This is a genomic window from Novosphingobium sp. (assembly GCF_040398825.1).
GTDB lineage: Bacteria > Pseudomonadota > Alphaproteobacteria > Sphingomonadales > Sphingomonadaceae > Novosphingobium.
Map to the genome: position 1 here is coordinate 30,908 of NZ_JBBATI010000019.1, position 18,100 is coordinate 49,007.

The window sequence follows — 18,100 nt, forward strand, 5'->3', positions numbered from 1 at the left end:
GACGCAGGCGTGGCCGCGCTGTTTGCGCCCGGCGCGGGCGTGACGCCGTTTGACCGGCTGGACTGGTTGCGCCTGCTGGCCGAGGAATGCCTGCCATCCACGCGCTGTTTCGTCGCGGTGGCGCGCGATGGCGATGCGATCGCCGCGCTGCCCTTATGCGAAACGCCCACCGGGCTTGGCGCGCTGGCCAATTGGTACAGCTTTATCGCCCGTCCCCGGTTTGCCCACGGTGGCGAGCGCCTGCTGGCCGCGCTGGTCCGCAGCCTGTCAACGCAGGGCGCATTGCAGTTTGGCCCACTGCCTGAACGCGAGGCTGCGCTGATGCTCGGTGCGGTGCGGTCCGCCGGCTGGATTGGCGCGCTGACGCTCGATCATGTCAATCATGTGCTGCACGCCGGGCGCGATTTCGCAACCTGGTGGGCCAGCCGCCCGGGCCAGTTGCGCGAAACCGTGCGGCGCAAGGGGCGCAAAGTGGCGATCCGCATTGCCTGCGATTTCGACGCCGCCGACTGGGCAACGTATGAGATGATCTACGCCAAAAGCTGGAAACCGGCCGAAGGATCACCCGCATTTCTGCGCCGTTTTGCCGAAATGGAGGGCGCAGCGGGACGATTGCGACTGGGCATCGCCTCAATCGACGGTGAGCCTGTAGCGGCGCAATTTTGGACAATCGAGGACGGCCTCGCCTTCATCCACAAGCTGGCACACGATCCCGCTGCAGCGGCGCATTCACCGGGCACTGTGTTGACGCACGCGCTGTTTGCCATGGCTTTCAACGAAGACAAGGTGGACTTTATCGACTTTGGCACTGGCGATGATCCCTATAAGCGCGACTGGATGGAATTGTCGGACGTGCGCCTAAGGTTGGAGGCCTATCACCCACGGGCCCTGCGACACTGGCCGAAATTGAGCAAACTTATGGCAAAGACGGCACTGCGGCTTGTCCGGGCCGGCGTGGATGATAAGGCAAGGTGATGAACAACGACACCGATGCGGGTTTGCGCACCGTGCTGGGCCATGTGCTGGGCCTGAGCGCGGTCCGACTGGCGGCGCTGACCGAACAGTCCCCGCTGCTAGGCACACTGCCCGAACTCGATTCAATGGCCATCGCCACGCTGTTTGCTGGCATCGAGGACCATTTCGGCGTGATGTTCGACGATGCCGAACTGACCGGCGAAACGCTGGAAAGCTATGGCACCTTGCTGGCGCTGGTGCGCAGCAAAGGCACCGCGTGATCACCACCTGGCCCGCGCCCGGCAGCCACGCTGGCGCGCCGGAATTTGCCGCCGCGATCGATCGCGGCCGGCGCGCGCGGCTGCTGATCGTGCCGCCGCTATTTGACGAAATGAACCGCACGCGCCGGCTGCTGGTGCGCACCATGCGCGGCATCGATGCGCAGGGCATCGACAGTTTCATGCCCGACCTGCCCGGCACCAACGAAAGCGGCCAGCCGTTCGCCAGCCAAAGCCTGCATGGCTGGCGCCAGGCCATGGCCGTTGCGGCAAAGCATTTTGGCGCGACCTGCGTGCTGGCGGTGCGTGGCGGGGCGCTGGTGTTTCCCAATGTGCTGCCCGGCTGGGTGCTGGAACCGGCGGCGGGTGCCAGTGTGCTGCGCCAGTTGTTGCGTGCGCGGGTGATCGCCGCGCGAGAGGCGGGCCTGCGCGAAGACAGCGCGCTGCTGCTGGAATTTGGCCGCAACGAAGGCCTGATGCTGGCCGGCTATGACGTCGGCGCGGCGCTGATTGCCGGGCTGGAAAGCGCGCGTCCGCTGGATGAAGGACAGCGCGAAATCCGCGTGGCCGATCTGGGCGGAGCGGCGCCCTGGTTGCGCGCCGAGCCGGGCGATGATCCGGCCCAGGCCGCGCGGCTGACCGCGATCCTGGCCGGTGGAATTGCCGGGTGGATCGCTGCGTGACTCGCCGGGCGGTGGCCTTTCGCTGTGGCGCGGACACGCTGTGGGGCATGCGCGATTGCGCGCATGTGCATGGCCACACCGGGCTGCTGATCGTGTCGGGCGGCAATGAAATCCGTGCCGGGGCGTTCGCCGGGCAGGCGCAGATCGCCGCGCGGCTGGCGCAGACCGCCGGGGTGCCGGTGTTCCGGTTCGACCGGCGCGGGATTGGCGACAGCGAAGGCGACAATGCCGGATGGCGCGGGTCGCGCGACGATCTGGCCGCTGCGCTGGCGGCGTTTCGGCGCGAACAGCCGTCCATGCACCGTGTGGTCGGCTATGGCGTGTGCGATGCGGCCAGCGCGCTGATGCTGCATAGCGCCGACCTGGGGTTGGATGCGGTGGTGCTGGTCAATCCGTGGACGATGGACGAACATGTTGATAACGGCGCGATCAACCACGCGCCCGCCGCGTTGCGCCAGCGCTATTGGGCCAAACTGGCCAGCCCGCACCAATGGTGGCGGTTGTTGAGCGGACAGGTCAATCTGGCGCGGCTGTGGCACGGGCTGGGCCGCGCGGTGCGGCGGCAGGGGGCGCCTTCGCTGCTCGCCGACCAGCTGCGCGACAGCCTGGGGCAGTTTCACGGGCCAGTCACGCTGCTGGTGGCAGCGGGCGATCGCATCGGGCAACAGTTTTTGGCACAGTGGCCGCACGATGATCCGCGCCTGGTCATCCACCCCGGCGGTAGCCACAGTTTTACCGATCACCCCGACACCGCCGACTGGCTGATCGAACGGCTGACCGAGGCGACCGCTTCACGGCATTGATGCGGTTTCCCGTTACTGGCTGGCGGCGAAATCGCGCTGGGCCAGGAACCGTTCGGCATCGAGCGCGGCCATGCACCCCGTGCCCGCCGCCGTCACCGCCTGGCGATAGGTGTGGTCCATCACGTCGCCACAGGCAAATACGCCGGGAATCGCGGTTTTCGGCGTGCCGGTTTCCACCACGATATATCCCGCCGCGTCCAGTTCCAGCGTGTCGCGGAACAGTTCTGTCGCGGGGGCATGGCCGATCGCCACAAATGCGCCATCGGTGGTGACCATGCTGGCCTCACCGTTTTCGGTATCCACCAGCGCCACCCCGGTCAGCCCGGTTTCGCCGATGAAATGGCTGACCGCCTTGTTCCACAGCACGCTGATCTTGGGATGGGCAAACAGCCGGTCCTGCAGGATCTTTTCGGCGCGCAAGCTATCGCGGCGGTGGATCAGCACCACCTCGGTCGCGTGGTTGGTCAGGTACAGCGCCTCTTCGACCGCGGTGTTGCCGCCGCCGATCACCACCACCTTTTTGCCGCGATAGAAAAACCCGTCGCAGGTTGCGCAGGCCGACACGCCCTTGCCGCCCAGCTCTGCCTCACCCGGCACGCCCAGCCAGCGCGCCTGTGCGCCGGTGGCGATCACCACGCTGTCGCCTTCGTAAATGTCGCCGCTGTCACCGATCGCGCGGAACGGATGGCGATCCAGCTGCACCTCGGTAATCGTGTCCCACAGCATGCGCGTGCCGACATGTTCGGCCTGCGCCTGCATTTCCTGCATCAGCCAGGGGCCCTGGATCACGTCGCGAAAGCCGGGATAGTTTTCCACATCGGTGGTGATGGTCAGCTGCCCGCCGGGTTGCAGGCCCTGCACCACGATCGGCTGCATCCCCGCACGCGCGCCATAAATCGCGGCGGTCAGCCCGGCCGGGCCGGAACCAATGATCAACATGCGGGTCTTGTGCGTGGTCGACATAATATACTCCGTTTACCGGCTCGCGCTCCCGCGCGAGGCAAACCACCCGCCCCGCCTCCCCACCCGACCACCACAGCATGATGGTATCATTGGTGGTCGGGTGGGGAGGCGGGGCGGGTGGTTTGCGTTCACGCCAGTGAACCGGAATTGTACCGGCGAGATAAGCACGCGCGGGCGGGAGTCAATCGACCAGCCGGGATTCCATCGCTGCTATCTGTGACGGGCCAAGCCCGAGTATGCTTTCGGCATAGGCCGCAACGCTGCCATGGCGCTCCTGAATCGCCGCAAACGCGGCGTCCAGCCACTCCGCCTCTACCCCCATGATCACCCGCATCGCGCCATCGTTCAGGCCGCGGCCGGCCATGTTGGCGCTGAGCGCGGCGATCCGCGCCTCTACATTGCCGGCGGTGTTGGTCAGCAGAAAATCGGCAATCACGTCATCGTGGTGGACGCCCAGCACATGGTGGATCAGCGCCGCGCCCACACCGGTGCGGTCCTTGCCCGCCAGGCAATGCAACAGGCTGGCACCATCGCGCGTGGCCAGCGCCGCGCCATACAGGCGCCAGGTGCCGACCAGCACATCGCGCCAGGCCATGCCCTGATACAGTCGCAGCATCGCCACATGCGCATCGGCGGCGGTGCGGATCGCGCCAAAACCTTCCTCGTGCGCGGCGCGGCCTTTCAGACTGGCGGTTTCGCCGGGGTGGAACAGCACCTCACCCGCAAATTCGTCATGGCGCAGGCAGGGATAGGCGGCGCGTTCGCTGTCGCCGCGCAGGTCGATTACCGTGGCAATGTTCAGATCACGCACCCGCGCCAGATCGGCAGGCGTAGCCCCGGCGTGCTGGCCCGACCGCCACAACCGCCCGCGCGCCAGCCGCCCGGCGCGCGCAGGATACCCGCCATAATCGCGAAAATTGTGGATGCCTTCAAAATCCAGAACCCGGTCGTCGTTCATGCCTGTCCTATGCAAAACCCTGCGCCAGAAACTGTTCGGCACAGCCGGCCAGCAGTGCGGTGCCCAATGGCAGCGCCGATTCATCCACCACCATGCGCGGCGAATGAATGCCACAGCAATGTTGCAGATCGCTGCCGGCCGCCGCCACCCCCAGAAAAAACATCGCACCGGGCACCTGGTTCAGCACGTAGGCAAAATCTTCGGCACCCATGATCGGGTGCGACAACCGGTGGAACCGCAGGTCGGGGCCAAGCGCGCCGGTCACGCGCTCCCCCAGATCGACCGCGCGCGGATCGCACAGCGTGACCGGAAACCCTTCGACAATCAGCACCGTGGCCGACAGCCCGTGCGCCGCGGCAATCCCCTGCGCCAGCGTGGTCAGGCGGTTGTGCAATGCCGCACGGTTATCGGGCGACAGCGTGCGCAGCGTGCCCTTCAGCACCGCACGATCGGGGATCACGTTGTGGGTGGTGCCGGCGTGGATTTCGGCGACGGTCACCACCACCGGGTCCGCCACCGGAAACCGCCGCGTGACCATCGTCTGGATCGCGGTGACGATTTCACAGGCCACCGGCATCGGATCGAGCGTCTGGTGCGGCATCGACGCGTGGCCGCCCTGCCCGGTCACGATGATTTCAAACCGGTCGGCCGAGGCCAGCAAGGCGCCCGCACGCCCGGCCACCAGCCCGTGCGGGCTGTCGGGCATGATATGCAACGCAAACGCCGCATCGGGCGCCGGATTCAGCAGGCCATCATCGATCATGAACCGCGCGCCGTGAAAACCTTCCTCACCCGGCTGGAACATGAACTGCACTTCGCCCGCGAAGTGCTCGGCCCGCGCGCACAGCACATGCGCCGCACCCGCCAGCATCGCCGCATGGGTATCGTGCCCGCACGAATGCATCGCGCCGGGCACCGTACTGGCGAAAGGCAGCCCGGTTTCCTCATCCATCGGCAGCGCATCGGTATCGCCGCGCAACAGCACGCGGCGCAACGGGGCACTGGTCGGTGCGGTGCCGGTCAGCGTGGCCACCAGCCCGGTGGTCGATGGGCCTTCGCGCCAGGTCAGCGGCAAATGCGCCAGGCTGGCACGCAGTTTGTCGCGGGTTTTCGGGTTGGCCAGCCCCAGTTCGGGTTCGGCATGGATCGCCCGGCGCAACGCAACAATATCATCGGCAAAACCGCGCGACTGTTCCAGAATGGCGGTGTGCAACATGGACGGTCCTTCGTGGTGGCAGGCGCGCCCACACCTTAACGCTTGCACCGCTTTCGCAAAGCCCTTAATCATTCGGTTAAATTGATCAAAGGGAACCTGTCATGGCCGAAGCCTATATCATCGATGCCGTCCGCACCCCGCGCGGGGTGGGCAAACCTGGCAAGGGCGCCTTGTCGCACCTGCACCCGCAACAGCTGGCTGCAACGGTGCTGAAGGCGCTGAAGGATCGCAACCATCTGGACACCAGCACGGTCGACGATGTGATCTGGTCGACATCGTCACAGTACGGCAAGCAGGGCGGCGATCTGGGCCGCATGGCCGCGCTGGCCGCCGGTTATGACATTTCGGCCAGCGGGCTGACGCTGGACCGGTTCTGCGGCGGCGGGATCACTTCGGTCAACCTCGCCACCGCCAGCGTGATGTCGGGCATGGAAGATTGCGTGATCGCCGGCGGCACCGAAATGATGAGCTTTACCGCCGCGCATGGCGCCGAACAGGCCAATGCCGGGATTCGTCCGCTGGGCATGGGGTCGGGCAATATGGCGCTCGATGCCATTCACCCGCAATCGCACCAGGGCGTGTGCGGCGATGCGATTGCCGCGCGCGAAGGCATCACCCGCGCCGATCTCGACGCACTGGCGCTGGTCAGCCAGCAGCGCGCCGCGGTGGCGATTGCCGAAAACCGCTTCGCCAAATCGCTGGTGCCGGTGCTGAACGACGATGGCACGGTCGCGCTGGATCACGAAGAATTCCCGCGCCCCGAAACCACCATCGAAGGACTGTCATCGCTGAAGGCCAGCTTTGACGGCATCGCCGATTTCGACCTGGGCGGCACCACGTTTCGTCAGCAGATCAAGCGCCGCTATCCCGATCTGGACTGGAAGGGCGTGCATCATGCCGGCAATTCATCGGGCGTGGTCGATGGCGCGGCGGCGATCCTGATCACCAGCCCCGCCTATGCCGAAAAACACGGTTTGAAACCGCGCGCGCGCGTGGTTGCCTATGCCAACCAGGGCGATGATCCGACGCTGATGCTGAACGCGCCGGTCCCCGCCGCGCGCAAGGTGCTGGCCAAGGCCGGGTTGACCGTGGACGACATCGACCTGTGGGAAATCAACGAAGCCTTTGCCGTGGTGGCCGAAAAATTCATCCGCGACCTGAAGCTTGACCGCAACAAGGTCAATGTGAACGGCGGCGCGATGGCGCTGGGGCATCCGATCGGCGCAACCGGATCGATCCTGATCGGCACCGTGCTGGACGAACTGGAACGCACCGGCGGCCGTTATGGCCTGGTCACCATGTGTGCCGCCGGCGGCATGGCCCCGGCGATCGTGATCGAGCGGATCTGAAATTTTCCTCCCCGAAACGGGAAGGGGGACCGCCTGCAAGGTGGTGGAGGGGCGGTGCACCGCGCGCCGGCGGTTCTATAACTGCACCACCCCTCCACCACGCTACGCGCGGTCCCCCTCCCCGTTTCGGCGAGGATAAGAGGCAATGACGATGCAGAACGCCGACGCCTTTGCCGGATACACCGCGTTTGAATTCACCGACGGGCCTTACACGCGCAAGGTGTGGCGCAAGGGCAGCGGGCCTGCCGTGATTATCATGCACGAAATGCCCAACCTGCATCCGCTGGTCATGCGCTTTGCCGATCGGGTGGCGGAGGCCGGGATGACGGTGTTTTGCCCCAGCCTGTTTGGCGAAGACGGGCGCAAGCCGGACAAGCTTTATACGCTGGGCCAGGCGGTGTGGACGCTGTGCGTGCGGCGCGAATTCAACGCCTGGGCCAATGGCAAATCGAGCGCGATTGTCGATTGGCTGCGTGCGCTGGCCCGCCATGCCCATGCCGAATGTGGCGGGCGCGGGGTGGGTGCGGTCGGCATGTGCTTTACCGGCGGGTTTGCGCTGGCAATGATGACCGAGCCGGCGGTGGTTGCCCCGGTTTTGTCACAACCCTCGCTGCCGCTGGGCACCTGGGGTGCGGGCCGGATCGATTCGTCCGAAGAGGAAATGGCCTGTGCCAAGGCGCGGTTTGAAACCGAGGATCTGTCGATGCTGGCCTTGCGTTTCAAATCCGACAAACTGGTGCCCGAGGCGCGCTTCGCCATGCTGCGGGCGCGGTTTGGCGATAAGGTGAAAACAATCGAGCTGGACGATGCCGATGCCAACCCGAATGCGCCGATCGCGCCGCATTCGGTGCTGACCTTTCACGTGATCGACCAGCCGGGCAGCCGCACCCGCCAGGTGGAGGCCGAAGTGATCGGGTTTTTCAAGGATCGAACCGCGCCGCTTGGCAAGCCCGGCCCCGCCTTGTAGAGCGCGCGAGAAACATACCCCGCATAAAACCTACGAAGGACGACCATGGCCGCCCAGTACGCCTACGTCATGAAAAGCATGACGAAGACTTTCCCCGGCGCGCAAAAGCCGGTGCTCAGCGATATCAGCCTGCAGTTTTACCAGGGCGCCAAGATCGGCATCGTTGGTCCCAACGGCGCGGGCAAATCGACCCTGATGAAAATCATGGCCGGGATCGACAAGGATTACACTGGCGAAGCCTGGCCCGGTGAAAACATCACCGTCGGCTATCTGGCGCAGGAACCGCAGCTCGATCCGACCAAGACCGTGCTGGAAAACGTCAAGGACGGGGCACGCGAAACCGCCGATCTGGTTGATCGTTTCAACGAAATTTCCAACCTGATGGCCGATCCGCCCGAAGACGTCGATTTTGACGCGCTGATGGACGAAATGGGCGATCTGCAGGGCAAGATCGACGCGGTCGATGGCTGGACACTGGATAACCAGCTGGAAATCGCGATGGAGGCACTGCGCTGCCCGCCGTCCGACTGGTCGGTGGAAAACCTGTCGGGCGGGGAACGCCGCCGCGTCGCGCTGACCCAGCTGCTGATCCAGAAACCGTCGATCCTGCTGCTGGACGAACCGACCAACCACCTGGACGCCGAATCGGTCGACTGGCTGGAAAACCACCTGAAGGAATATGCCGGCGCGGTGCTGATGATCACCCACGACCGCTATTTCCTGGACAATGTGGTCGGCTGGATTCTGGAAATCGACCGCGGCAAATATTTCCCGTACGAAGGCAATTATTCGACCTATCTGGAAAAGAAGTCGAAGCGCATGGACCAGGAAGACCGGGAGGCGTCGGGCCGCCAAAAGGCCATCAACGACGAACTGGAATGGATCCGGCAAGGCCCCAAGGGCCGCCAGACCAAGTCAAAATCCCGTATCAAAAAGTTTGAAGAACTGGTCGCCAGCCAGAACACGCGCAGCCCGGGCAAGGCGCAGATCGTCATCCAGGTGCCCGAACGGCTGGGCGGCAAGGTTATCGAAGTTAAAAACGTTTCAAAGGCCTATGGCGACAAATTGCTGTTTGACGACCTGTCATTCCTGCTGCCGCCCGGCGGCATTGTCGGCGTGATCGGGCCGAACGGCGCGGGCAAATCGACGTTGTTCAAACTGCTGACCGGCAAGGAACAGCCCGACACCGGCGCGATCGACATCGGATCAACCGTGCGGCTGGGCTATGTCGACCAGAGCCGTGACCAGTTGGACCCGGCCAAGAACGTGTGGCAGGAAATTTCCGACGGCGCCGATTACATGAAGGTCAACGGGTTCGACACATCGACCCGCGCCTATGTGGGCGCGTTCAATTTCAAGGGCGCCGACCAGCAAAAGAACGTGGGCAAGCTGTCGGGCGGTGAACGCAACCGCGTGCACATGGCCAAGATGCTGAAAACCGGTGGCAACGTGCTGCTGCTGGACGAACCGACCAACGACCTTGATGTCGAAACGCTGGGCGCGCTGGAAGAAGCGATCGAAAACTTTGCCGGTTGCGCGGTGGTGATCAGCCATGACCGCTTTTTCCTGGACCGGCTGGCCACGCATATCCTGGCATTCGAAGGCAACAGCCATGTCGAATGGTTCGAAGGCAACTTTGCCGCCTATGAAGAAGACAAGCGCCGCCGCCTGGGCGATGCGGCCGACCGGCCGACCGCGCTGGCATACAAAAAACTGACGCGCTGATCGCGTTTGCGGGGAGCCCCTCCCCTGAGGGGAAGGGCTTTTAATTCAGTGCGTTGTGAGGAAAATAAGGGCTTTCGCGAGACGCTTGAACCCTGTCTCAACCAGTTCTAATCCATCAGGGCGCGATCCACTCACCCTGCCAGCCATCCCCCTGCGCATCACGCACAAACCGCGCGCGGCGGCCGCCCTCGTGGCCGAGTTGCAGCCAGTCGATCACTTCGATGCGCATCACGATCACCGCAAAATTGTCGCGCCCGGCCTCACTTTCCGCCAGCGTCGGGCGGCGTGTCTGCAATGCGGCGGGCAGCGTTGATCCGGGCTGTGCCAGCACCGCCCCCGGCGCAGATTCAACCAGATAGACCCGCCGTGCCAGCGGTGACGCTGCCGCCCACGCGGCATTGGCCATCGTGCCATCGCGATCGACCCGCGCCGCGCCGGTCAGGCGCAATTGCACGCGGTCCTGCGGTTCATAGGCGAGCACGGTCAGGCGCGCATCGGCATCGATCTGCGCCACTTTGGGGGACCGCTGATCGGTGTGAAAGCGCAAGACCCCGCCATCGTCATCCACACCGCGCAACACCATGATCCGCGCATCACCATCGCCGGTCACCACCACCGGTGCGTGCATGGCGGCATGGCGGTCGCGTGCGGCGTGATCCAGCCGCCTGCGCGCATCATTCAGCACCGCCAGCAGGTGGGCCGGGGCGGCGTCGGGGCGCAGATGGTTGTCGTCCATGGTTGTCCTGTGGCGGGTGTGCAGTGCTGCATAGCGGACCGGCGAATCCCGATTCTGAACACAGCCTACAGCCCGGTTCAGCATCCGTGCAGCGATCGGGCGTGATAGTCCATGACACAAGCGCGATTCGCGCGATCATGACCGGACGGGGGCCGACGATGGCACCACCAACGATCGTGATTGCACGCCATCGCCAGGGTTTTGGGAGGCAGCACATGGCATCAACAGGCACATCGGCAGCACGCGCACGCGTGACCGCCCTGCTGGGCAGCACAATCGCCGCGGTCACGCTGGTGCTGGGCTGCCTGCCAGCGCCGGCGCTGGCCCAGGAAATGCCGCGCGAACGCCGTGGCGGGGGCGACATGCGCGCAGCCCCCAGCGCCCCGGCACCGTCCCCTGCACGCGCGCCTGCCCCGCAAGGTGGCAGCTGGAACGGTGGTGGTGGCGGACGCAGTTGGGGTGGTGGAACGCCGGGCGCGCAGCCGCAATCGATGCCCCAGCCCAGCATGCCGGCCCGCCCGCAACCCGCCCCGAATGCGCCGTCGTGGCGCAACGGACCGTCGGGCGGCATTGGCAATGGGCAGACCCCCGCACCCGTGATGGGCGATCCCGCACGCGGCAACGGCGCACCCGGCTGGAACGGGCGCGGCGGTGACGGGCGCGGTGGATGGAATGGCAACCGGCCGACTGGCGTCGGCGTAACCCCGACACCCCCCGCCCCTGGCATCGGCGACCCCGCACGTGGCAACGGCGCCGGCGGGTGGAACGGACGTGGGAATGACGGGCGCGGCGGTGAGGGGCGCACGGGCGACAATCGCGGCGGCGACAATCGTGGCGGCGACAATCGCGGCTGGCAGAACGGTTCACGCGGGCCCGGCGGCTGGCAAAGCCAGAACCGCGACAACCGCGGGTGGAACGACCACGACCGCGACCGGCGCGGATGGGACAATCATGACCGCGACAACCGCGGTTGGGGTTATGGCGCATCGCGCGACCACCGCGACTGGGATCGCGGGCGCGGCTGGAACAATGACTGGCGCCGTGACCACCGCTATGATTGGTACAGCTGGCGCGGATATCACCGTAATGTGTTCCAGCTGGGTTTTTACGATGCGCCCTATCGCGGCTATGGCTATGTCAGTTTTGGCATTGGCGCCTTTCTGGCAGGCGCCTATTATGACGAACGCTACTGGATCGACGATCCTGCCTATTACCACTTGCCCCCGGTCTGGGGATCGTATCGCTGGGTGCGCTATTACAACGATTGCCTGCTGATCGATATCGATTCGGGCGAAGTGGTGGACGTGATCCGCAACGTGTTCTGGTAAATCGCGACAACCGTGCCGGCGCATGACCTGCGCCGGCACGGTTGATCGGTGTCAGGTCTTGCCGCCGGGTCTTGCTGTTGCCGCCGCCATGCGCCATGACCCGGTGCTGTCATGGTTTTTTCGTTCAAAGCCGCCGATCGCGATCCCGACCGCGCCCAGCTTGCGCGCATCGGAGAGGTCGTGCGTGCGCGGCTGGATGCCGATCCCGCAGCCTATCGCCTGCCGGTGGAGGGCGTCGAAATCTATGCCGTGGCCGATTTTCTGTCGGCCAGCGATTGTCAGCGGCTGATGGCAGTGATCGACACCGTCGCGCGGCCATCGCCCACCTACAACAACAATATCGACCTGGGTCGCACCAGTTATACCGGTGATGTCGATCCCGCCGATCCGTTCGTGCGGATGTTGCAACGGCGGATCGATGATCTGCTGGGGATCGATCCAGGCCTGGGCGAAACGCTGCAGGGGCAGCGCTATCGCGAAGGCCAGGAATTCAAGCATCATTTTGACTATTTTGTAAAAAAACACGAATATTGGGATGATGAACGGCGGCGCGGCGGGCAACGCAGCTGGACCGCGATGGGCTATCTCAACGCGGTGGACCAGGGCGGCGCCACCGATTTTCCCAAGATCAGCCTGTCGATCCCGCCCCAGGCCGGGGTCCTGCTGGCGTGGAACAACATGGCCCCCGATGGCCGGCCCAATCCGCGCACGCTGCATGCCGGGGCGCCGGTGACAAGCGGGGTGAAATATGTGCTGACCCGCTGGTATCGGGCGCGTCCGTGGTCGTGACGCCGGGCGGGGCCGCGCGGATCGGGTGGCCGCCGCTGCTGCAGACCGGCGTGACCTGGGTGGTTGTGGCTGTGCTGGGCGGCGCGCTGTCGGCCTGCGCCAGCGCAGCACTGCCGCCGTCCGCCAGCACCCAACGCGATGTGCCGGTACTGGCAAAGCTTGACACCCCGCCAGCCGCAGCACGCCAGCCGACCATGCCACGGACATCGCCCGCGCCGCCGGCCGGCGCGGGCGCAACCGCCGGCAGCGCAGCAAAGCCAGCGCCCCACCCCGACACCGCCGCCGCGATGACAGACCGGCTGGACCGGCTGTTTGTCGAAGACAGCCGCGCGCAACAGGCGCTCGATCCGCTGGGCGCGCTGGCGCGCGGCGATGCGGTGCCGCACGATCTGCTGGTATTGCTGTTCACGCCCGAACTGACCGCGCGACAGCGCACCGTGATCGACCATTCGCTGGCACAGCTGGCCGGCGTCGATCGCGCCGCGCTCGATCCTGCGCACCGCCTGTCCTATGACGTGTTTGACCAGACGCTGATCGACAATCGGGCGATGCTGGCGCCCTGGGCCCAGGCATTGCTGGGGGTGCAACCGTTCAACCATTTCATGGGTTTTCCGGTCGAATTTCCCGAAATGGCGGCCACCAGCGAAGGCGGATCACTGCATACGCTGGCCGATGTAGAGGCGCGGCTGGATCTGGAACGCACGCTGCCCGTGGTGTTCGACAATGCGGCTGACCGCTTTCGCGAAGGCATGGCCAGCGGCGTGGTCGAACCGCGGCTGACGGTGATGGCGATGATCGCCGAAATCGATGCCATCCTGGCGCGCCCGCCGGCGCAATCGCTGTTCATCGCCCCGGCGCGGCATATCCCGCGCGATGTATCACCCGCCACGCGGGCGCGGCTGGCGCGGGCGTTTCTGGCGGCGACCACAACCCACGTCTATCCCGCCTATCGCAAATTGCGCGATTTTCTGGCCGGGACTTATCTGCCCGCGGCGCGCGATTCGGTCGGGCTGTCGGCCATTCCCGGTGGCACGATGTTGTACCGCCTGCTGGTGCGCAACCAGACCACGCTGTCGCTCGATCCCGATGCCGTGCACCAGACCGGCCTGACCGAAGTCGAACGCATCCAGCGCGACATGCGCGGGGTGGAACGCGAGCTGGGCTATACGCTGCCGTTGCGCGAATTTTTTGATGTGGTGCGCAGCGATGCGCGGTTTCATCCGCGCAGCGCGGCCGAACTGGACAGCGGATTTCGTGCGGTGGGCGATAAAGTGGCGCGGCTGGCCCCGCGTTATTTCCGGCAATTGCCGCACACCGCGCTGCTGATCCAGCCCTATCCCGATTACCGCGCCCGGTTCGAGGCGGGCGGCAGTTACAGCGAAGGCATGCCCGACGGCACCCGGCCGGGGGTGTTCTGGTACAACACGTATGACTGGCAGCACCGGTTCATGACCGGGGTCACCACACTGTACCTGCACGAAGGCGCACCCGGACACCATTTCCAGATCAGCCTGGCGCAGGAAAACGATGCCTTGCCCGATTTTCAGCGGTTTGGCGGCAATGCCGCCTATGTCGAAGGCTGGGCGCTCTATGCTGAAACGCTGGGGTACGACATGGGGCTGTACCGCGATCCGGCGCAGCACTGGGGCACGCTGGATGATGAAATGCTGCGCGCGATGCGGCTGGTGGTCGATACCGGGCTGCACACGCGCGGCTGGACCCGCGACCAGGCGATTGCCTATATGCTCGACAATTCGGGCATTGGCCGGATCGATGCCGCGGCCGAAGTCGATCGCTATATCGCCAATCCGGGGCAGGCATTGGCCTACAAAATCGGCGCGATGACCATCCAGCGGCTGCGCGACCAGGCGCGCACGGCGCTGGGCGCGCGGTTTGATATCCGCGCCTTTCACGATCAGGTGCTGAACAGCGGCGCGCTGCCGCTGTCGGTGCTGGATTCAAAAATTCGCGACTGGATTGCGAGTCAGGCCGATGCCAATGCCTCGGCGATCAACGCACGGGTGTTGGCGAGGCCGTAGAGCGCGATAAAGCTGCCCATGCGCGGGCCCTGCGCCGACCCCAGCAGCGTTTCATACAGCGCCTTGAACCAGTCGCGCAGCGATTCAAACCCGAACGCTTCATCCTTGCCGACGGTATAGACCACGGTCTGAAAGTCCTCAGCCCCGGCGTCGGCGGGCATTTGCGCCAGTGCGGCGTCGAGCGCGGCCAGCGCGGCCGCTTCGCCAGCGGTGGGCGCGCGGCGTTGCAGCGTCGGTGCGATGAAATCCCGGTTGTACGCCAGCGCGCAGGTCACCAGCGTATCGACCGCCGGATGATCGGCCGGATCGGCGGCGTCGACATAATTGCCAAGGTACGACCACACTTGTTCGCGGCTGGCGCCCGCACCCAGCACGCCCACCAGATTGAGCAGCAGCGCATAAGTCACCGGCAGGCTGTCGCCGGCGCCGGGTGACGCACTATTGGTGCGCAACAGGTGCCAGACCGGGTTGCCCAGTTGCTGTTCGACCGGCTGCGCGCCCAGCTTTTCGCGGAACTGCCAATATTCGTCGACGGCGCGCGGAATGATGCCCACGTGCAGCGATTTGGCGCTCTTGGGTTCGCGGAACAGGTAGAATCCCAGCGATTCCGCCGTGCCGTAATCCAGCCACTGTTCGATCGTCAGGCCGTTGCCCTTGGACTTCGAAATCTTTTCACCCTTTTCATCCAGGAACAGCTCGTAAATCAGCCCTTCCGGACGGCGCCCGCCGAGCACCGCGGCAATCTTGCCCGATTGCGTGCCGCTGTCGGTCAGATCCTTGCCATACATTTCGTAATCGACACCCAGCGCGACCCAACGCATCGCCCAGTCGACTTTCCATTGCAGCTTTGACCGCCCGCCCAGGATCGACTGTTCCACCACAGTGCCATCCGCGTCGGTAAAGCGGATCATCCCGGCATCGGCATCGATGATCGCGATCGGCACTTGCAGCACCGCGCCGGTGGTGGGCGAGATCGGCAGCACCGGCGAATATGTCTGCCGGCGTTCTTCGCGCAAAGTGGGCAGCATGATGCCCATGATCGCGTCGTAATGCCGCAGGACGTTGATCAGCGCGTCGTCAAACCCGCCCGCGTTGTAACGGTCCGACGCCGACACGAATTCGTAATCGAACCCGAACTGGTCAAGAAAATCGCGCAGCCGCGCGTTGTTGTGGTGGGCAAAGCTGGCATGGGTGCCAAACGGATCAGGAATGCGCGACAGCGGCCGGCCGATGTTGGCGGCCAGCATATCCTTGTCCGGCACATTGTCGGGCACTTTGCGCAGGCCGTCCATATCATCCGAAAACGCCACCAGCCGGGTCGGCGGCGGGGTGCCATCGGGCTGTATGGCCAGCACTTCATAGGCACGGCGCACCAGCGTGGTGCGCAACACTTCGGTAAAGGTGCCGATGTGCGGCAGCCCCGACGGGCCATAGCCGGTTTCAAACAGCACCGGCACCAGATTGCCCGCCGCATCGCGCTTGCCATTGGGATAGCGCCGCACCAGCTTGCGCGCTTCTTCAAACGGCCAGGTCTTGTTTACCCGGGCGGCGTCTTGCAGGGGCGGCTGGGGCAGATCGGCGGGGGCGGTGGTGGTGTCGGTCATAGCCCCCGCCCTTTCGCGATTACGCCCGGTTTGGCAAGCGTCAATCCCGCAGGATCAGCGCCGCCTGCGGCTTGTGCGCGCGGATTTCATCCTCGGTCAGGCCACAGATTTCGTGGGGGAATACCAGCCATTCATCGGTCTGGTGGACGTAATAATCGGGGCGCAGCGTGGTTTTGTTGCGCGCCGGTTTCCAATAGACGGTCGCGATGCGGATGTCGCGCGGGGTGTTGTGGCGGCAACGTTCGCGCAATTCGCGCAGCAGCGCTTCGACCGAACGGCCGCTGTCAAACACATCATCGACCACCACCAGCCGATCATCGGGTGACAGCGTGTCGATCAGATAGCCCAGCGAATAGACCCGCACTTCGCTGTTCTGCTGGTCGATCCCGTCATAGGATTTGGTGCGCACGGCGATATGATCGGTTTCGATCCCGCGGTATTCCAGCAATTCCTGCACCGCGATCCCCACCGGCGCGCCACCGCGCCAGATGCCGACGATATGCGTGGGCACAAATCCCGATGCGATGATCAGATTGCCCAGCCGGAACGAATCTTCCAGCAGGCGGTCGGCGGTCAGCCAGGTCTTGGCAATGGCAGTGTCGATGTTTCCCATCATGAGCATTTAGGCAACGATGGCGCCTGCGTAAACACCACAAACGGGGCCGCGCAGGTTGCGCGGCCCCGCCCGGGGGGGAGACATCATGACGACTCGCTTAACCCTTCAGCAGCGACAGCACGCTTTGCTGGCTCTGGTTGGCCTGGGCGATCATCGCGGTCGATGCCTGCGACAGGATCTGCGCCTTGGCCAGATGGGTGGTTTCAGTCGAATAATCGGTATCCCTGATCCGGCTGCGCGCCGATGCCAGGTTGGTGATATTGGTGTTCAGGTTGCTGACCACCGATGTCAGGCGGTTTTGCGCCGCACCCAGCGCGGCCTGGGTCGCGTTGACCTGGGTCACCATCGCATCGATATTGGTGATGGTGGTGGCCGATACCGCCTGGCTTGATACATCCAGCGCCTGCACCACGCCCGTGGCGTTGCTGTACGCGGTCAGGCCGGTGCCGCCATTGCTGCCGAACAGCTGCGAACCGTTGAACGCCGGGCTGTCGATCACCACGTTTTCGCCGTTGTTGGCGCCGGTCTGGATGGTGGTGGTAATATCCTGCGACCCGTTGGCCGCCGGGGCGCCCGACGTGATCGCAAAGACATTCACGCCGTTGAAGGTGGTTTTGGCCAGGATGCCCGAAATCTGCTGGGTCAGGTTCGAAACTTCGGCCTGCATCGATGTGCGGTCCGACGCCTGATAGGTGCCCGATGATGACTGCACTGCCAGCTGGCGGATGCGTTGCAGCATGTTGGTCACTTCGGTCAGTGCGCCGCCAGCCGTCTGGGCCAGCGAAATGCCGTCGTTGGCATTGCTGACCGCCTGGGTCATGCCATCAATCTGCGATGTCATGGTGTTGCTGATGGCGAGGCCGGCGGCATCATCGGCGGCGCTGTTGATACGCAGCCCGGTTGACAGCCGCTGCATCGCCTGCGCGGTCATCTTGCCTGCGGCATTCGAAGCATCGGCCGCTTGTGTCGCGGCGATGTTGGTGTTGATCGCGGTCATGGTCCCATTCTCCACTATGGGTCGGCCCCCCTTGCGAATCCTGCGCCAGGCGCAAGCATCAAAGGGGTTCCTGCAGCGGTAGGACGGCAGGCGTC

At 64.9% G+C, this 18,100-nt stretch carries 17 protein-coding genes; 10 read left to right on the forward strand and 7 right to left on the reverse strand.

Annotation, left to right across the window (positions count from 1 at the left end):
• The first annotated feature begins 9 nt into the window (after window positions 1–9).
• Genes ABWP89_RS10830 through ABWP89_RS10845 form a run of 4 tightly spaced genes read left to right on the forward strand, consistent with a single transcriptional unit; the run spans window position 10 to window position 2,718 of the window.
• The gene (locus ABWP89_RS10830; protein WP_353229210.1) at window positions 10–975 is read left to right on the forward strand and encodes a GNAT family N-acetyltransferase; all 966 of its coding nucleotides are present in this window, start codon (window positions 10–12) and stop codon (window positions 973–975) included.
• On the forward strand, window positions 975–1,235 hold the full coding sequence (locus ABWP89_RS10835) for an acyl carrier protein (RefSeq protein WP_353229211.1): 261 nt from the start codon (window positions 975–977) through the stop codon (window positions 1,233–1,235). Before ABWP89_RS10830 ends, ABWP89_RS10835 begins: the two co-directional genes overlap by 1 nt.
• Window positions 1,232–1,915: an alpha/beta hydrolase family protein gene (locus tag ABWP89_RS10840; protein ID WP_353229212.1), complete on the forward strand. Its 684-nt coding sequence runs from the start codon at window positions 1,232–1,234 to the stop codon at window positions 1,913–1,915. Before ABWP89_RS10835 ends, ABWP89_RS10840 begins: the two co-directional genes overlap by 4 nt.
• Window positions 1,912–2,718, forward strand: coding sequence for a hydrolase 1, exosortase A system-associated (locus tag ABWP89_RS10845; RefSeq protein WP_353229213.1), 807 nt, complete (start codon window positions 1,912–1,914; stop codon window positions 2,716–2,718). Before ABWP89_RS10840 ends, ABWP89_RS10845 begins: the two co-directional genes overlap by 4 nt.
• Window positions 2,719–2,730: 12 nt before the next feature.
• Here ABWP89_RS10845 and trxB read toward each other — a convergent pair whose 3' ends face one another.
• The 3 genes from trxB to ABWP89_RS10860 all read right to left on the reverse strand — a co-directional run bounded on the left by trxB (window position 2,731) and on the right by ABWP89_RS10860 (window position 5,855).
• On the reverse strand, window positions 2,731–3,681 hold the full coding sequence (gene trxB, locus ABWP89_RS10850; protein ID WP_353229214.1) for a thioredoxin-disulfide reductase: 951 nt from the start codon (window positions 3,679–3,681) through the stop codon (window positions 2,731–2,733).
• Window positions 3,682–3,862: 181 nt separating this feature from the next.
• Window positions 3,863–4,639, reverse strand: coding sequence for a tyrosine-protein phosphatase (locus tag ABWP89_RS10855; RefSeq protein WP_353229215.1), 777 nt, complete (start codon window positions 4,637–4,639; stop codon window positions 3,863–3,865).
• 7 nt (window positions 4,640–4,646) lie between these two features.
• Window positions 4,647–5,855: a M20 metallopeptidase family protein gene (locus ABWP89_RS10860; protein ID WP_353229217.1), complete on the reverse strand. Its 1,209-nt coding sequence runs from the start codon at window positions 5,853–5,855 to the stop codon at window positions 4,647–4,649.
• Between the two features lie 101 nt (window positions 5,856–5,956).
• Between ABWP89_RS10860 and ABWP89_RS10865 the strand changes: the two genes are divergently transcribed.
• From ABWP89_RS10865 to ettA, 3 genes are all read left to right on the forward strand, one after another.
• Complete coding sequence (locus ABWP89_RS10865; protein WP_353229218.1) at window positions 5,957–7,204, forward strand: acetyl-CoA C-acetyltransferase; 1,248 nt, start codon at window positions 5,957–5,959, stop codon at window positions 7,202–7,204.
• Window positions 7,205–7,349: 145 nt separating this feature from the next.
• On the forward strand, window positions 7,350–8,171 hold the full coding sequence (locus tag ABWP89_RS10870) for a dienelactone hydrolase family protein (RefSeq protein WP_353229220.1): 822 nt from the start codon (window positions 7,350–7,352) through the stop codon (window positions 8,169–8,171).
• Between the two features lie 45 nt (window positions 8,172–8,216).
• Window positions 8,217–9,896: an energy-dependent translational throttle protein EttA gene (ettA, locus tag ABWP89_RS10875; protein WP_353229221.1), complete on the forward strand. Its 1,680-nt coding sequence runs from the start codon at window positions 8,217–8,219 to the stop codon at window positions 9,894–9,896.
• A 115-nt stretch (window positions 9,897–10,011) separates the two neighbouring features.
• On the opposite strand, the gene ABWP89_RS10880 is transcribed toward ettA, so the two are convergent.
• Window positions 10,012–10,632, reverse strand: a complete 621-nt coding sequence (locus tag ABWP89_RS10880; RefSeq protein WP_353229223.1) for a pyridoxamine 5'-phosphate oxidase family protein — start codon at window positions 10,630–10,632, stop codon at window positions 10,012–10,014.
• A 215-nt stretch (window positions 10,633–10,847) separates the two neighbouring features.
• Here ABWP89_RS10880 and ABWP89_RS10885 point away from each other — a divergent pair, with 215 nt between their 5' ends.
• The 3 genes from ABWP89_RS10885 (at window position 10,848) to ABWP89_RS10895 (ending at window position 14,788) form a co-directional block, all read left to right on the forward strand.
• Window positions 10,848–11,960 (forward strand): RcnB family protein, encoded by a 1,113-nt coding sequence (locus ABWP89_RS10885; protein ID WP_353229225.1) that lies wholly within the window; start codon window positions 10,848–10,850, stop codon window positions 11,958–11,960.
• 111 nt (window positions 11,961–12,071) lie between these two features.
• Window positions 12,072–12,749, forward strand: coding sequence for a prolyl hydroxylase family protein (locus ABWP89_RS10890; RefSeq protein ID WP_353229226.1), 678 nt, complete (start codon window positions 12,072–12,074; stop codon window positions 12,747–12,749).
• Complete coding sequence (locus tag ABWP89_RS10895) at window positions 12,740–14,788, forward strand: DUF885 domain-containing protein (RefSeq protein WP_353229227.1); 2,049 nt, start codon at window positions 12,740–12,742, stop codon at window positions 14,786–14,788. Before ABWP89_RS10890 ends, ABWP89_RS10895 begins: the two co-directional genes overlap by 10 nt.
• On the opposite strand, the gene ABWP89_RS10900 is transcribed toward ABWP89_RS10895, so the two are convergent.
• The 3 genes from ABWP89_RS10900 to ABWP89_RS10910 all read right to left on the reverse strand — a co-directional run bounded on the left by ABWP89_RS10900 (window position 14,734) and on the right by ABWP89_RS10910 (window position 18,005).
• Window positions 14,734–16,392, reverse strand: coding sequence for a lysine--tRNA ligase (locus tag ABWP89_RS10900; protein WP_353229228.1), 1,659 nt, complete (start codon window positions 16,390–16,392; stop codon window positions 14,734–14,736). The two genes, ABWP89_RS10895 and ABWP89_RS10900, sit on opposite strands and share 55 nt — an antisense overlap.
• A gap of 40 nt (window positions 16,393–16,432) precedes the next feature.
• Window positions 16,433–17,014: a phosphoribosyltransferase gene (locus tag ABWP89_RS10905; RefSeq protein WP_502915274.1), complete on the reverse strand. Its 582-nt coding sequence runs from the start codon at window positions 17,012–17,014 to the stop codon at window positions 16,433–16,435.
• Between the two features lie 91 nt (window positions 17,015–17,105).
• On the reverse strand, window positions 17,106–18,005 hold the full coding sequence (locus ABWP89_RS10910; RefSeq protein ID WP_353229229.1) for a flagellin N-terminal helical domain-containing protein: 900 nt from the start codon (window positions 18,003–18,005) through the stop codon (window positions 17,106–17,108).
• Window positions 18,006–18,100: the final 95 nt, after the last annotated feature.